Origin of the sequence: Flavobacterium sp. AG291, from assembly GCF_003350375.1 — a bacterium.
Classification (GTDB): domain Bacteria; phylum Bacteroidota; class Bacteroidia; order Flavobacteriales; family Flavobacteriaceae; genus Flavobacterium; species Flavobacterium suzhouense.
In genome coordinates, this window is sequence record NZ_QQAR01000005.1 from 180,728 (window position 1) to 195,151 (window position 14,424).

The 14,424-nt window shown below is 40.5% G+C and carries 13 protein-coding genes; 5 read left to right on the forward strand and 8 right to left on the reverse strand.

Annotation, left to right across the window (positions count from 1 at the left end; all coding sequences use genetic code 11):
* Nucleotides 1–163 precede the first annotated feature (163 nt).
* From DEU42_RS07710 to DEU42_RS07735, 6 genes are all read right to left on the reverse strand, one after another.
* A complete protein-coding gene (locus DEU42_RS07710; RefSeq protein ID WP_114757713.1) occupies nucleotides 164–991 on the reverse strand; it encodes a tetratricopeptide repeat protein in 828 nt (275 codons plus the stop codon).
* Nucleotides 991–2,025 (reverse strand): VWA domain-containing protein, encoded by a 1,035-nt coding sequence (locus DEU42_RS07715; protein WP_114757714.1) that lies wholly within the window; start codon nucleotides 2,023–2,025, stop codon nucleotides 991–993. The genes DEU42_RS07710 and DEU42_RS07715 overlap by 1 nt, the downstream gene beginning before the upstream one ends.
* 1 nt (nucleotide 2,026) lies before the next feature.
* Nucleotides 2,027–3,031 (reverse strand): vWA domain-containing protein, encoded by a 1,005-nt coding sequence (locus DEU42_RS07720; RefSeq protein ID WP_114757715.1) that lies wholly within the window; start codon nucleotides 3,029–3,031, stop codon nucleotides 2,027–2,029.
* Nucleotides 3,032–3,033: 2 nt separating this feature from the next.
* On the reverse strand, nucleotides 3,034–4,650 hold the full coding sequence (locus DEU42_RS07725) for a BatD family protein (protein ID WP_199509068.1): 1,617 nt from the start codon (nucleotides 4,648–4,650) through the stop codon (nucleotides 3,034–3,036).
* 30 nt (nucleotides 4,651–4,680) lie between these two features.
* Nucleotides 4,681–5,547, reverse strand: a complete 867-nt coding sequence (locus tag DEU42_RS07730) for a DUF58 domain-containing protein (protein ID WP_114757717.1) — start codon at nucleotides 5,545–5,547, stop codon at nucleotides 4,681–4,683.
* Between the two features lie 104 nt (nucleotides 5,548–5,651).
* A complete protein-coding gene (locus tag DEU42_RS07735; RefSeq protein ID WP_114757718.1) occupies nucleotides 5,652–6,656 on the reverse strand; it encodes an AAA family ATPase in 1,005 nt (334 codons plus the stop codon).
* A 399-nt stretch (nucleotides 6,657–7,055) separates the two neighbouring features.
* Between DEU42_RS07735 and DEU42_RS07740 the strand changes: the two genes are divergently transcribed.
* The 4 genes from DEU42_RS07740 to DEU42_RS07755 all read left to right on the forward strand — a co-directional run bounded on the left by DEU42_RS07740 (nucleotide 7,056) and on the right by DEU42_RS07755 (nucleotide 10,429).
* Nucleotides 7,056–7,925 carry an aldo/keto reductase family oxidoreductase gene (locus DEU42_RS07740; protein ID WP_114757719.1) on the forward strand — a complete coding sequence of 290 codons (870 nt, stop codon included), beginning with the start codon at nucleotides 7,056–7,058 and terminating at the stop codon, nucleotides 7,923–7,925.
* Nucleotides 7,926–8,030: 105 nt separating this feature from the next.
* Nucleotides 8,031–8,783 (forward strand): SDR family NAD(P)-dependent oxidoreductase, encoded by a 753-nt coding sequence (locus DEU42_RS07745; protein WP_114757720.1) that lies wholly within the window; start codon nucleotides 8,031–8,033, stop codon nucleotides 8,781–8,783.
* 48 nt (nucleotides 8,784–8,831) lie between these two features.
* Nucleotides 8,832–9,239 (forward strand): four helix bundle protein, encoded by a 408-nt coding sequence (locus tag DEU42_RS07750; protein WP_114757721.1) that lies wholly within the window; start codon nucleotides 8,832–8,834, stop codon nucleotides 9,237–9,239.
* A gap of 41 nt (nucleotides 9,240–9,280) precedes the next feature.
* Entirely contained in the window at nucleotides 9,281–10,429 is a 1,149-nt protein-coding gene (locus DEU42_RS07755) for an ATP-binding protein (protein ID WP_114757722.1), read from the forward strand.
* A gap of 49 nt (nucleotides 10,430–10,478) precedes the next feature.
* Here DEU42_RS07755 and DEU42_RS07760 read toward each other — a convergent pair whose 3' ends face one another.
* The gene (locus tag DEU42_RS07760; protein WP_114757723.1) at nucleotides 10,479–12,674 is read right to left on the reverse strand and encodes a T9SS-dependent choice-of-anchor J family protein; all 2,196 of its coding nucleotides are present in this window, start codon (nucleotides 12,672–12,674) and stop codon (nucleotides 10,479–10,481) included.
* Nucleotides 12,675–12,846: 172 nt separating this feature from the next.
* Here DEU42_RS07760 and DEU42_RS07765 point away from each other — a divergent pair, with 172 nt between their 5' ends.
* Nucleotides 12,847–13,575 (forward strand): metallophosphoesterase family protein, encoded by a 729-nt coding sequence (locus DEU42_RS07765; protein ID WP_114757724.1) that lies wholly within the window; start codon nucleotides 12,847–12,849, stop codon nucleotides 13,573–13,575.
* A 235-nt stretch (nucleotides 13,576–13,810) separates the two neighbouring features.
* Here DEU42_RS07765 and DEU42_RS07770 read toward each other — a convergent pair whose 3' ends face one another.
* A complete protein-coding gene (locus tag DEU42_RS07770) occupies nucleotides 13,811–14,359 on the reverse strand; it encodes a hypothetical protein (protein WP_147278080.1) in 549 nt (182 codons plus the stop codon).
* Nucleotides 14,360–14,424: the final 65 nt, after the last annotated feature.

A 14,424-nucleotide genomic window follows, 5' to 3' on the forward strand; every position in this document is an offset into this window, starting at 1 on the left:
GTTCTTTGCTTAACCTGAAAATATTGCGTTTTTAAGTTATAGTTTTTTATCTACGCCGTCATTGCGAGGAGGTACGCCGAAGCAATCTTTTTAGATTGCCACGCTACACTACGTTCCGCTCACAATGACAGACCGATTATTAGTAGCAGTAAAGCTAAAAATGTTACCAGTCTTTTTGCTGGTTGTTGTTTGGCCTTACCTTAACCTTTCTGCCATTAACCTTATCCTGAATTTTTTTCTCTTCATTATTCATGGCATCAAGCAGGTTTTCCATACGTTGTTTAGATGGGCTTGGTCCGGCTTCCGGCTTAGGCTGGCCTTTATCTTTCTGGTCGCCATCATCTTTAGGTTCCCCTTTGTCACCATCCTTTTTCTGATCCCCTTTTTCGTGGCCCTTATTGTCCTTCTGGTCTCCGTTATCGCCCTTATCTTTGCCTTTGTCGCCTTTATCCTTCTGGTCATTGCCACCGCCACCGTTAGGTTGCTGCTGCTTATCGTCCTTGTTTTGGTCTTTTTTGTCTTTATCGTCCTGAGGCGGTTTTTGCAGTGGCGGCGGATTATTTTTCAGCATTTCCTTTGCCAATGCAAAATTGTACCTGGTTTTTTCATCCGCAGGGTTATTACGAAGCGCATTCTTATAGGCCTCAACAGCTTCCTGATAATTCTTTTCTTTCATAAAGATATTACCCAGGTTATGGTAAGCCATATGCTTTTGCTGCTTGGTAGAAGCACTCTTTATAGCATCCAGATAAGCATAAGCAGCTTCTGCACTTTGTCCCTGCCTGTATATGGCATTCCCAAGATTGTAGGCAGCTGATGCCTTAGTGGGCGATTTGGATTTTGATATCCTGTAATCAGCCTCTGCCTCAATATAGTGATTACTCTTAAATTCTTTGTTCCCTTTCTCAAGGTCTTTATCTCTTTTTGGCTTAGCCTGCGCAAACGAAAGCACTGTAAATAAAAGCAGGCCGTATGTAAATAGTCTCCTCATTATTCTTTTTCATTAAACAGGTTAAGTTTGCTAATCCATGCTGTTTTCCTTTCAAGCAGGAATACATCAATAAACAGCAATAAAAATGCTGCACCTAAAAACCATTGGTATTGCGAATCGTATACCGCCATCTGTTTGGCTTCAAATTCGGTTTTCTCCATGTTATCCAGAGCATTTTTCACATAGTCTGACACTTCACGGGTACTTTTACCATAAACATATCCGCCTTTGGTCGCCGCAGCAATGCTTTTCAGGTCCTGCGGATACAATTTTGTAACCACCACATTACCATCACTGTCACGCTTAAAGCTTTCAGTACGCCCGTTAACCTTAAGCGGAATAGGCCCTCCTTTTTCAGTACCTACACCTACAGTTACTAGTTTAATACCTTTTTCTTTAAGTGCCTGAGCAGCCTCAAGACTGCCTTCGCCATGATCTTCACCGTCTGATATCAATATAACCAGTTTACTGGTTTGCGGATCGTCAAAATAAGATGTTGCCAGTTCCAGCGCATCACTGATGGCAGTTCCCTGAGAGGAAACCATATCGGTATTCATGTTCTGAAGGAACATTTTTGCTACACTGTAATCGCCGGTAATAGGCAGTACCGGATAAGCACTTCCGGCATAGGCAACAATACCTATCCTGTCTGTCCCCAACTGATTGATAACCTGAGAAACGATCTGTTTTGCTTTTTCAAGTCGGTTAGGCGCCATGTCTTCGGCAAGCATACTCTTCGATACGTCTACCGCAAAAACAATGTCAACCCCTTCCCTTTTTACGGTTTCTACTTTAGTACCAATTTTCGGGTTTACCAATGCAATTATGATGCCCGAAAGAGCTAAAAGAAACACAACCAGTTTAAGGGCAGCCTTAAAAACCGACCTGTTGGGAGTTAATTTTTTTACCAGTTCAGGATCGCCAAACTCACGCTGCTTTTTTTTCTGCCAATACAAATTTAGCAGGAACAGCAACAGCAATACCGGGATAATGCCCAGCAGGTATAAGTATTTTGGTTCGTCTAATTCGTACATACTAAATAAAGCTTCTGTAAAGGGTTTTCCTCGCCACTATTTCGGCAAGCAGCAATCCAAATGCTATCCATGCCCACATATGGAATTTCTCGTCGTAATTGTAATATTTCATCTCCTCGATCTCTGTAGTCTCGAGTTTGTTGATCTCGTCGTAAATAGATTTCAACTTGGTGTTAGATGTAGCCCTGAAGTACTTACCATTCGTCTTTTTGGCAATTTCCTTCATCAGTTCCTGGTCTATCTCTACCTGCATCATTTTGTATACAAAACCGCCATCCGGTTTTTTAGCATACGGAAACTCGGCCATACCGTTTGTTCCAATACCAATGGTGTAAACCTTGATACCATACTCTTTAGCGATATCGGCAGCCATTCGCGGGTCTATAACCCCCGAATTGTTTACCCCATCAGTAAGCAAAATGATAACGCGACTTTTTGCCTTGCTGTCTTTCAGTCGGTTTACAGCCGTTGCAAGACCAACACCAATACCCGTACCGTCTTTTAGTACGGTCTCATCATATTTTACCGATTTAATGGCATCTATAACTAATGCCTTATCACTGGTAACCGGAGTTTTAGTATAAGCTTCGCCGGCATATACCACAAGTCCTATACGATCGTTAGGACGTCCGTCAACGAATTTTTGGGCAACGCTCTTAAGAGCCTCCATACGGTTAGGCTTCAGGTCGCGTGCCAGCATACTGCCCGATACGTCCATTGCAATAACAATATCGATACCACGTGTTGTTTTCGTTTTGTTGTTCACATCTACCGTTCTGGGTCTTGCTAAGGCAACAATCATGCAGCTTAACGCCAATAATCTCAACACAAACAATAACGGCTTAAGCCTGCCAAGCAGCGATGGTTTAGCTTTAAAGGCGTTAAGCGAACTTATTTTTAATGTAGCTGTCTGTTTTTTGCGTGTCCATATATACCAGCCAATGGCTAATGGCAACAATGCAAACAGCCAAAAGAAACCCGGATGTAAAAAAGTTACGTCTTTCATAATTAATTTACCTTTAATTCAACGGAGTTCTTTATTCGTTCGAGTATCTGCGTTCCATATTCGTCACCTTCCTTATGCATTATCATTACCTGTTGCAGTCCTTCTTTTTGCTTAAAGAAAAGCAGCTCGTAATATACTCTTACAGGAGTTTTTGTAACAGGATCCGGCATAGACATATTTCCATAAGCCCTTATACCTGATATCCCTTTATCGGTATTAAAATCTTCGTTTTTTACCAATATGTTAGTAGCTCCCTGTGCTTCCATAGACTTCATTGCAAGCTCTACGGTTGCAGGAAGATCGATCTGAACAGAATCCTTATAAGTAGTCGTAGATACCGTAACATAGAAATTATCGGTCATAGAACCATAAGCAAACACCGATGCATCTCTTACATGCGGATTGTTTTGCTGTGTCATTTTAGCCAATAAAGGAGATCGTTTAAGTACCTTTGGTGTTTCAATAATTACTCCCGGATCACCATATTCACTCTTTACCCATTCGCCATCCAGTAGTTCTTTTGTCGCGTGTCCAATAAAGTTATCCCTAAGGTATTCCATCCCGAAAACATATACCGAAACTCCAAAAGCAACTAAAATTGCCGCTACCGAACTCAGTATTATGATAGTCTTTTTCCTTTTCGCTTTTTTCTTTGCCTGCGCATCGAGCCAAAGCTGTGTATGAATATCGTCTTCTTCCTTCTCTTCAGGAATGCTTCGGTCTATAACCACAATGGTTTTTTCTACCCTCTTGCGGTCTTCTGCAATCTCAAAATCAAGCGGACGTGATTTGGCAAACTTCACCATATCGGCCGTACGAAGAATCTTTTCAAGCTCTTCAAAAGTTTCCTGAGACAAGTTCATTTTCTTTTTACGAACAGCATCTCTCATCGCGTCAATCAGCTCACTGGTAGTGCTTTCCATTGCCGGAACGTGAATAGCCTCTTCTATATAAGTACGGGCAATATCCGTAAGCTGGCTATAATAGTCTTTTACAGCTCCTTTTTCAAGCAGTTCTCTCTTTTCAAGCTCTTTAAGCTCACGCGAAGCTCTTTCTATCGGAGATATAAGTTCTTCTTTTTTAGCTTTAGGCTCTGCCGGTTTCCTGTTCTTAAGGTAATGCCACAACCCATAAGCTGCTACTCCCGTTGCTACAACGGCAAACAGTATCCATAACCAGAAAGACGTATTGGACTGCCCTTTAAGCACAGGCTTAATGTCATACATCTTTTGCTTCAGGGTATCCACTTTAATATTGTTTACCTCAATGCGCAGGGAGTCGGTTTTAATCATCTTGTTATTGATGACTACCGGCAAAGACGGTATTATGTACCTGCCCGAATCGAACTGTGTAAGCCCGTATTTTTTTACCAGCTCATACATAGCTCCATCCTTAATGGTATCCACAGGATATGACTCCAGCACCTCAAGCTGCCCAAAGCTTCTGCCTTCCGGAAAACTTACACGGGAAGCCGTATCAACTTTGGTTTTTAGCGTAAGGTTAAACTGGGAACCGATCTTTATTTTGGTAGAATCAATACTTGCCTGAACCTGCTTTTGCTGTCCGAAAACAGTAACGGCAGCCAGAAGGAATAGTATTGTATACAGTTTTGTCCTAATCATTTCTTTTTTGTTTTCACCACTGGTTTTCTATCTGGACTTAAAGTAGCCCAACAGTTTGGTTACATACGACTCGTCTACCCTGGTGCTCACAGCACCGGCACCACATCGGCTAAAGGTATCTTTAAAATATTTCAGCCTTTCCTGATAATATGCGCCATACTGCAGCCTTACCGATTTTGCACCGGTATTTACCAGCATGCTTTGTCCGGTCTCGGCATCGAGCATGTTTACAAGGCCGATGTTAGGCATCTCTTCCTCGCGGATGTCGTATACCCTCACCCCTGTAATATCGTGCTTTTTTGAAGCTATCTTTAGCGTATGCTCATAATCGGGCGATGCCATAAAATCAGAAATCACAAAAACGATAGCCTTCTTTTTAAGCACGCCACTCAAAAACTTCAGCGCCTGGCTTATATCCGTTTTTTTGCTTTTCGGCTCAAACTCAATAAGCTCGCGGATAATCCTCAACACGTGTGATTTTCCTTTCTTTGGCGGAATGAAAAGCTCAATCTGGTCTGAGAAAAGAATAAGCCCAATCTTATCATTGTTTTGGGTAGCGCTAAAAGCCATGGTAGCGGCAATTTCGGTAACAATATCTTTCTTGAACTCGTTTTTTGTACCAAAGCTCTCCGACCCCGAAACGTCTACCATAAGCATCATGGTAAGTTCACGTTCCTCTTCAAAAACCTTAATGTAAGGTTCGTTGTAACGCGCGGTAACATTCCAGTCTATAGCACGTACATCGTCGCCAAACTGGTACTGCCGCACCTCGCTAAAGGTCATACCCCTTCCTTTGAAAGACGAATGATATTCACCCGAGAAGATATGATTGCTCAGCCTTCGGGTTTTTATCTCGATCTTGCGAACCTTTTTTAGTATATCTTTTGTATCCATAATTTATTAGTTAAATGTTGTAATGTTGAATGTTAGAAAGTTTACAAAACCGGTATAACAGTACTGAAACTTTGAACTTTAAACATTTAAACTTTAAACTCGTTTTATGGCACTTCGATCTCGTTAACGATCTTGTTGATGATATCTACAGAAGTAATGTTTTCAGCTTCTGCCTCATAGGTAACCCCTATTCTGTGGCGAAGCACATCGTGAACTACTGCCCTTACATCTTCAGGTATTACAAAACCTCTGCGTTTGATGAAGGCATAACATTTTGCAGCAGTTGCAAGATTGATACTACCCCTTGGTGATGCCCCAAAACTGATAAGCGGTTTTAATTTTTCCAGCTTATAATTTTCAGGATAACGGGTAGCAAATATGATATCAAGAATATATTTTTCAATTTTTTCGTCCATATACACTTCACGTACAGCTTCCTGTGCACGAAGTATCTGGTCTAAAGTAACCACCTGGTTCACTTTATCATAAGCCCCTTTCAGATTCTGACGGATTACATGGCGCTCATCTTCCATTTTAGGATAGTCAATAACCGCTTTAAGCATAAAACGGTCTACCTGAGCTTCAGGAAGCGGATAAGTACCTTCCTGCTCTACCGGGTTCATGGTAGCCATTACCAGGAATGGTTTTTCCAGCTTAAAAGTATCTTCGCCTATGGTTACTTGTTTTTCCTGCATTGCCTCAAGCAATGCTGACTGCACTTTGGCAGGAGCCCTGTTAATCTCATCGGCAAGCACGAAGTTGGCAAAAACAGGACCTTTCTTAATTGTAAATTCGTTTTGTTTAATGTTGTAGATCATAGTACCTACAACATCGGCAGGAAGTAAATCGGGTGTGAACTGTATACGGCTGAATTTTCCGTGCACGGCCTGACTCAGTGTATTAATTGCAAGGGTTTTTGCAAGACCCGGCATACCTTCAAGCAGTATATGCCCCTGTCCTAAAAGACCTATAAGCAGTCGTTCAATCATATACTTTTGTCCTACGATAACTTTATTCATTTCCATGAAAAGCATATCTACAAAAGCACTTTCCCTTTCTATTTTTTCATTAATCGCCCTAATATCGAGCGTTGATGTGTTTTCTTCCATATTCGTAAATTTTTTGGAGTGTGAATTTAGCAATGTTAAAGTAACGAAACAAATACATTTTTAATATAATGCATCTTTGTTAACGAGTTGTTAAAGCAAAACGTATAAAAGCAGCAAAAAACATTCCACGATTTCAATAAACTCCAAAAAAATAATCTTACAAAACAAAACCCCTATGTCTCAGGCCAAATCCTTTATATTTGCAGCCTTGATTAATTACGGGGATACACCACGGGGTTCTTCATGCCCGTGCTATACACCCTGCTGCAAATAGTTAATTAAGCTACCTAATAAGGCCTGTTGATTAGTCAACAGGCCTTTGTTAGTATTTTAGGGCAAAGGCATAGCTAACTGAATAATGATTTCATTATTTTTATAGCACAAAACCTTAATCCTACTATGGACATTACACTTTCTCCCATAATTGCCGGCGCCATGAACTGGGGCGTTTGGCAGGCCAATTTTACTACAAAACAAATGGCCACCATGATTCATTCCTGCCTTGATCACGGTATCTCAACTTTTGACCATGCTGATATCTATGGCGGATATACCACCGAAGCCGATTTTGGAAAAGGATTTGCCCAAAGCGGCATAGCCCGCGAAAAGATCCAGCTTATCTCTAAATGCGGCATTCAGCACACCATTGGGAACAGACCCACTAAAGTAAAACACTATGATTATTCTAAAGAATACATAGTGTGGAGTGCCGAGAATTCTCTAAAATTCCTGCAGACGGAATACCTGGATCTGTTACTGCTACACAGGCCAAGTCCGCTCATGCAGCCCGATGAAATTGCCGAAGCTGTTGAGAAACTGAAAAAAGAAGGAAAAATAAAAGCTTTTGGCCTTTCTAACTTTACCAACAGCCAAACCGATCTTATCCGTTCGAGAACTGAAGTTTTTGGAAACCAGATCGAATTCTCGGCAACGCATATCGAGCCTATGCTTGATGGCAGCCTGGATTACATGATAGTAAACAACATCAGGCCAATGGCGTGGAGTCCTATAGGAAGCGTATTTAAAGAGCATAATGACCAAACCCACCGCCTGAAATTATTAATGGCTGAACTTGTTGCCAAATACGAAGTAAGTGCCGATGTTATCCTGCTTGCATGGATAATGCAACATCCTGCAGGAGTAGTGCCGGTATCGGGTTCTACCAGTGCTGAAAGGCTTAAAAACCAAATGAAGGCGACACAAATCAAACTGGATCTTGAAGACTGGTTTGCCGTATGGACAGAGAGCATAGGCAATAAGGTACCGTAAGCAGTGTTCAGTGTTCAGTGTTCAGTGTTCAGTGTTCAGTGTTCAAAATTAAAGACTTACATCCAAATCTTTAAATTATTAAATCTTTTCAATATTTAAATAAGTATGAAAACAGCATTAATAACAGGCGCAACCAGCGGTATAGGCCGTGCCACAGCCCGACTATTAGCGAAGAACCATTACAGGCTCATCATTTGTGGACGCCGTGAAGACCGCCTTGCCGAATTGCAGGACGAATTTTCGCATCTTACCAAAGTGCATACACTAAACTTTGATGTTCGCCATAAAAAAGAAGTAGCACAGTCTCTAAAATCATTGCCTAAAGAATTTGCCAATATTGATGTGCTTATCAACAATGCCGGTAACGCCCACGGGCTGGACCCTATCGAAAACGGCGACGTGCACGACTGGGATGCCATGATAGATATTAATGTAAAAGGACTGCTGTATGTGTCTAAAGAAATTATCCCCGGAATGGTGGAACGCCGAAGCGGACACATTATCAACATCGGGTCGATTGCAGGAAAAGAAACCTATACCAATGGAAACGTATACTGTGCGACTAAACATGCCGTAGACGCTATAAATCAGGGAATGCGCATGGACCTTAACCAATATGGCATCCGGGTAGGAGCCATCAATCCCGGCATGGTAGATACTGAATTTAGTGAAGTACGCTTTAAAGGCGATAAGCAAAGAGCCGAAAACGTATACAAAGGTTTTGAACCCCTTAAAGCCGAAGATATTGCCGATGTTATCCACTTTGTAGTTTCAAGGCCATACCATGTAAATATTGCCGATCTTTTGATTTTGCCAACGGCGCAGGCATCAGCAACGATAGTAAATAAGAAGTTATAGTGTTATCGGGTTATTGGGTTACGGGTTGCTTACTCATACTTTAAAATTATGGCTAAAATAGAACGATTTGAAGATTTGCAGGTATGGCAATTAGCCAGAGAGATTTGTCTTGATGTCTGGAACCTTTTTGAAACTACTTCACTAGGCAGAGATTATGAATTAAAAAATCAAATGAGCCGATGCTCAGGTTCTGTCATGGATAATATCGCCGAAGGATTTGAAAGGAATGGCACACGTGAATTCATTCAATTTCTAAGCATTTCAAAAGGTTCCTGTGGTGAATTGAAATCGCAATTATACAGAGCTTTAGACAGAAGGCACATTACTCAGAAACAGTTTGATAGTATAACCTCAAAAACTGATACTGAAAATAAGAAAATTGGTTCATTCATTGTATATCTAAACTCAAAGGAATACAAAGGCAGTAAATTCCATAAAACATATCCATCCCAATAGGCAACCCGCAACTCAATAACCCGATAACCCGATAACTCAACATGATTAATAAACGCCTCTTAATTAAAAACCTACTCGCTCATAACGATGAGAGCAGCTTTTATGATAAGAAGCGTCAACTTAATTTACATACCAAAGAAGGTAAGGCGAAGTTTGTAAAACATATTTGCGCATTGTCGAACTCTAACCCTGAGAACAATTCGTATATCGTGGTGGGGGTTGAAGATCACGACAATGAAATTTTGGGCACCGACTTTTATGACGACAGCCGCATTCAGAATTTGGTAAATGCCTTTCTCGAAAATCCGCCTACCATACAGTATGAGAATGTGCCGTTTCCTAACCTTCCGAAAGACAAGGTAGTAGGACTGGTAACGATAAAACCCAAAAATGGCACTTCTTATTTTAAAAAAGCAGTATATACTATTCCTGCAGGAGCAATATTCTTAAGAAGAGGCAGCAACTCCATACCACTTGAACCCGGCACGGATATCCCTCATGCTTACGGCAATACCGATACCGTTTCCGGAATTGAAAATGGCTCACGGAACAGCATTGCTCATACCCTTGAAGGGGTTATGGACTTTGTAACCAATCGCCATAAAGACATGACTGCCAAATACAAAGTCTTTAAAGAGCTGTTTGTAGTATGCTGGGCCGGACATAAAAAAGTAGTAAGAGGAAACACCTACTACTCCCGTGTAGACATTGAGCTTATTAACGAACAGATCAAGCTGTTCTATTCTGCCCTTGATGAAGTGAGCATCAGCTATAATGAAGACAGCTTTTCGATAACCGAATATGTTGCCCTAGGCCTTAACGACAGAACCAGCTATTATCCGTTAGAAGAAGTAATCATACGATTTGAAGATAATGGGTACTATAAAATGGATTCGGCGCTGCTTTTTGACCCTCCACAGTATAACCGCAAGATGATGTTTCATATTTACAATTCTAATCTTGCTCTACTTAAAAAGCTCGAAAAAGGATTATCCCTGTCTGAACGCGAACAGAAAGATTTAATCAATTTGCCATCTACCCTAATGATTTGCCATTTAAATGGCTTTACAGAAGCAAAACAACGCCTCGCCGACGCCAAGCCCTTACTTAAAGCCTGGCCCGATGAGCAGGCTTATATTTCATTTAAGGAAGCCATGCGTATCTTACGCAAAATGAAATATGATGTATAAAAAACCCGGACCTTTAAATCAGCCCGGGCTTCCCTCTAAAAAACAAATTTTAATGCTTAATCAGTTTGTAACTGCCACTACCCGCATCGGTAGTTACTTTTACAAAATAGATTCCGCTCTTCAGTGTGTAGGTGTCGATTATTGTATCATTTCCGGAAAAGCATAATCTACCATTAATGTCGTAAACATTTACAGACATCAGCTCTCCCTGCGCCACCTCAACATGAAGCTGATCTTTTACCGGGTTAGGATATAACTTTGCAATTCTTAAAGCATTATCGTTTAGCCCTAATATCTCAACAACCTCTGTCGTAGCAGTATTGGTAACAATCGCCTCATTAAAATCGAAATAGATCTCAGCTGTATTCGAAACAATATCACCTATTCCAAAACCTGCTTTAGGCTTAATTCTGTAAGTAATATGCCCATGGCTGCCAGGTTCGTTAGATGTACTATCCGGAAGGAAAATATCTTTGTATTCAAACTCAAGCAGGTTATCAGTACGTTTTACAGTATAGCCGTGACTAGAAGCTATTGGCTGAAACGTTTCCCAATCCAGCAACTCATCAAGTTCATTCTCAAGTTTAATGTTAATAGCTTCTGCAGTACCCGTGTTCTGGAAACGGATAGTATAAGTTAGGTAATCATTAACCTGTTCCTCATAAATTTTGGCTCCCTCGTGAACCGTAATATCATTAGGATCATAAGAGTTAACTATCACATCCTCATAAACTATTGTATTATTAGTCATATCAATATCACTTTCTACAACAGACAATTCAGCATTAAAATTAATGACCTCACCACCAATATTAACCGGTGGCTGTTTTACATAAAATTTTACGTTGCCCAAAATTTGTTGGAAAGCTGCTACATCGCCTACCGTAAATGCTATTGTATTACCTGAAACCACTCCATTAAATGATGATCCTTCTGAGATAAATTCAAGTTTTGATGAATCAAATTCAAGACTAACTGCTACATCATCTACATTAGAATTAGCCCAGTTTTTAACGGTTAAAAAGTAAACAATATTGAAACCTGGACGTGGATTACTATAGGTATAAAAATTTACTCCTAAGTTATTAAACGGAGCTTGCTCAGGCAAACAATGCGAAATACTCCATTCGTTAATTTCATCTGTAAACTCAACAGTCTCTTCAACAGATGGAAATTCAGGAAACCCGGGAATAGAAGGAGTAAGAGTTAATGTATGAACACCATCTTCAAACCCGTAAAGAACATATTCACCATTGGCGTCCGTGTAAGCTGTATAGGCATAAACTCCATCGATACTTACCGAAACTGCAATGCTCCCAAGTAGGGTATCCTCTTCATTACATACAGTATCTCCATTGGCGTCCATACGAACCGTACCGGTTACAGTATTGTCAAATGCTTCATCGGTGTAAAACATTTGTGGGCCAGACCATGCACTCATGCCTCCATCCTCACAAACTGCTCTTACATATACTTTGTACGCCCCCGATGAAAGACCTGTAACAACAAATGGATTAGCTGTTGCAACTACTCCCCATCCTGTAGGCACAACATTTACAGGCACCACTTCTATCTCCCATTGTGTTGCAGTACCGGTTTCAGTCCAGCTTATCTCAGCTGAAGTAAGATCTATATTCTCTACTACTATTGCTGTAGGAGCGTTACATGCGGTAAAAATACCTACATCATCAAGTAACCATCTATCGGCATTATCACCTTCCATCACAAAAGCAATATGTACCTGCTGACCAGCGTAATTTGAAGGAATGGTTACAAATTTTTCAGTATAATCGGTCTGAATTGGATTTATCTGAAACTCGGTTGCAGTATAAATGGCCGTAAAAGTAGTCAGGTCAGCAGGATCAGTACCGACATATACTTTGTAAATCCCTCCCTGATCTCCGTTAACCATAAGTCTCGAATAAAATCGAATCTGGGCATTTTCTGTTACTTCAAAAGCAGGAGAAATAAGCCAGTCTTTAGGAATTACATCTGAGACAGCTACATTTTCCTTGTTAAGATAAGCAGCATAACTACCTGTATGAGCAGGTAAATCTTCGCTGTCGGCCGGCGACTGCACCCATGTAACAGCTGGTCCAAATTGATTAATAACGATCCATCCAGGAGGTGCCAAAGGTAAATTTGGCCCCTGTGAAACCCAGGGAGATTCAAAACCCTCAATAGGCTGCTGTGCATAACCGCATAGCGATACCATTGCCATTACGGCAAGTAAAGTTTTTTTCATAGTTTGTAAATGTTTAAGTTTAAGTGCTTTAAAGTTAAGAAATTAATCTTCTCTTTCACAAAATAAGTAAACACTTACAGGAATTTATACCGAATTATCGATTAAAAGACAATTACACCTGACAAAAGCAAGCTATAGCTGCTGCTTTTTAAAAATTTCGTAAACTTGTAGTATGAGCAGAACATTAATAATAGGCGATATACATGGCAGTTATAAGGCTGTACTTCAAATTCTTGAACGCGCAAAAGTAACAACAACTGACAGGCTTATCTTTTTAGGCGATTTTGTAGATGGATGGGGTCAGTCGCCCGAGGTTATCGATCTGCTTATACAACTTAAAGAAACGCATCATTGTATTTTTATGCGGGGCAATCATGACGACCTACTACTACAATGGCTGCAAACAAAAACCTATAACGACGAGTGGTTTAATCACGGTGGAAAAATAACTACTGAATCTTACTATGCCCTGTCTCCCGAAAAAAGACAACTCCATACGCTCTTCCTGGAAAGTTTACACGACTATTTTCTGGATGATGAAAACCGACTGTTTGTACATGCAGGATTTACCAACCTAAACGGTGTAAAACACGAGTACTTTACGCGTATGTTCTACTGGGAGCGTACGTTATGGGAAACTGCACTCGCGCTTGACAAAACCATGGAACGCACTCATCCTAACTATCCTAAACGCTTTACACTGTATAAAGAAATATTTATTGGGCATACCCCCGTAACGCGAATCGGGCAGACGGTTCCTGTAAATATGGCTAATATTTGGAATGTAGATACCGGTGCTGCCTTTAAAGGCCCGCTTACCATTATGGATGCCGACACCAAAGAATACTGGCAAAGCGATCCTGTTTATACCTTATACCCTGAAGAAAACGGAAGGAATTAATACTTGCACTTATATCAAACAAAAAAACCGGAACATAACTATTCCGGTTTTTTATTCTTGTGGCTTCGCGCCCATTTCCTTTATCATTAAATCAAGCAACATTCTCAACTAACATTATTAATTAAAAACTATTAATCTGAGACAAATATATATCAGCTTTTTACAGGCATATAATTTTTGAGGTAAAGCCTGCTTTCTTATAGGTCAACACATTAAATATCAACAAATAAAGTCATTAAGAAGACGCTTTTTCTTTTCTCTTCTCTTCCTTTTGCTTGTCTTTCTTTTTAGACTTCTTATCAAGGGCTTTTTTATCCTTAACCCTTTTAATGTGTCCGTCCATTGCCTCAAGATAATAAGTGTTCAATGAAGCCTTTTTAGCCTGAGTATAATACTCTGTTGCTGTGGCATACATTTCATACTTCTCATAAAGCAATCCTTTCAAATAAAGCATATTCGCAACATCCATGCCCGGAACCCTGAGCGCAAGATCTATAAGTTTTAAGCCCTCTTCATATCTGTTGAGTTTAATAAGCATATGAGTATACAAACGATATACCGAGACATAATTCTTATTAAGATATAATGTCATTCTGTAGTAGTACTCTGCCTGCTCATAATCTTCAAGCTGCTCCTCATATATCTGCCCCATAAGGCAATGTGCGCCGGCATGTTCATCGTCGGCCGCAATTACATATTGTAATTTTTCGATGCACTCATCTACATTATAAGGGTAATTGTCCCTTGCCTGGATGTACATCACTTCGTAGGTGTTAATTCCCATCGTTATTTTGTTTTATGCCCTTTTGGGGCGGTTATTTTTCCTCATCCCCTGCCCCTCTCCAAAGG

Bases quoted from the DNA above. Each gene is read 5' to 3' on its own strand.
- DEU42_RS07710 (WP_114757713.1), bottom strand. From the start codon at position 991: ATGAGGAGACTATTTACATACGGCCTGCTTTTATTTACAGTGCTTTCG.
- DEU42_RS07715 (WP_114757714.1), bottom strand. From the start codon at position 2,025: ATGTACGAATTAGACGAACCAAAATACTTATACCTGCTGGGCATTATC.
- DEU42_RS07720 (WP_114757715.1), bottom strand. From the start codon at position 3,031: ATGAAAGACGTAACTTTTTTACATCCGGGTTTCTTTTGGCTGTTTGCA.
- DEU42_RS07730 (WP_114757717.1), bottom strand. From the start codon at position 5,547: ATGGATACAAAAGATATACTAAAAAAGGTTCGCAAGATCGAGATAAAA.
- DEU42_RS07735 (WP_114757718.1), bottom strand. From the start codon at position 6,656: ATGGAAGAAAACACATCAACGCTCGATATTAGGGCGATTAATGAAAAA.
- DEU42_RS07740 (WP_114757719.1), top strand. From the start codon at position 7,056: ATGGACATTACACTTTCTCCCATAATTGCCGGCGCCATGAACTGGGGC.
- DEU42_RS07745 (WP_114757720.1), top strand. From the start codon at position 8,031: ATGAAAACAGCATTAATAACAGGCGCAACCAGCGGTATAGGCCGTGCC.
- DEU42_RS07750 (WP_114757721.1), top strand. From the start codon at position 8,832: ATGGCTAAAATAGAACGATTTGAAGATTTGCAGGTATGGCAATTAGCC.
- DEU42_RS07755 (WP_114757722.1), top strand. From the start codon at position 9,281: ATGATTAATAAACGCCTCTTAATTAAAAACCTACTCGCTCATAACGAT.
- DEU42_RS07760 (WP_114757723.1), bottom strand. From the start codon at position 12,674: ATGAAAAAAACTTTACTTGCCGTAATGGCAATGGTATCGCTATGCGGT.
- DEU42_RS07765 (WP_114757724.1), top strand. From the start codon at position 12,847: ATGAGCAGAACATTAATAATAGGCGATATACATGGCAGTTATAAGGCT.
- DEU42_RS07770 (WP_147278080.1), bottom strand. From the start codon at position 14,359: ATGGGAATTAACACCTACGAAGTGATGTACATCCAGGCAAGGGACAAT.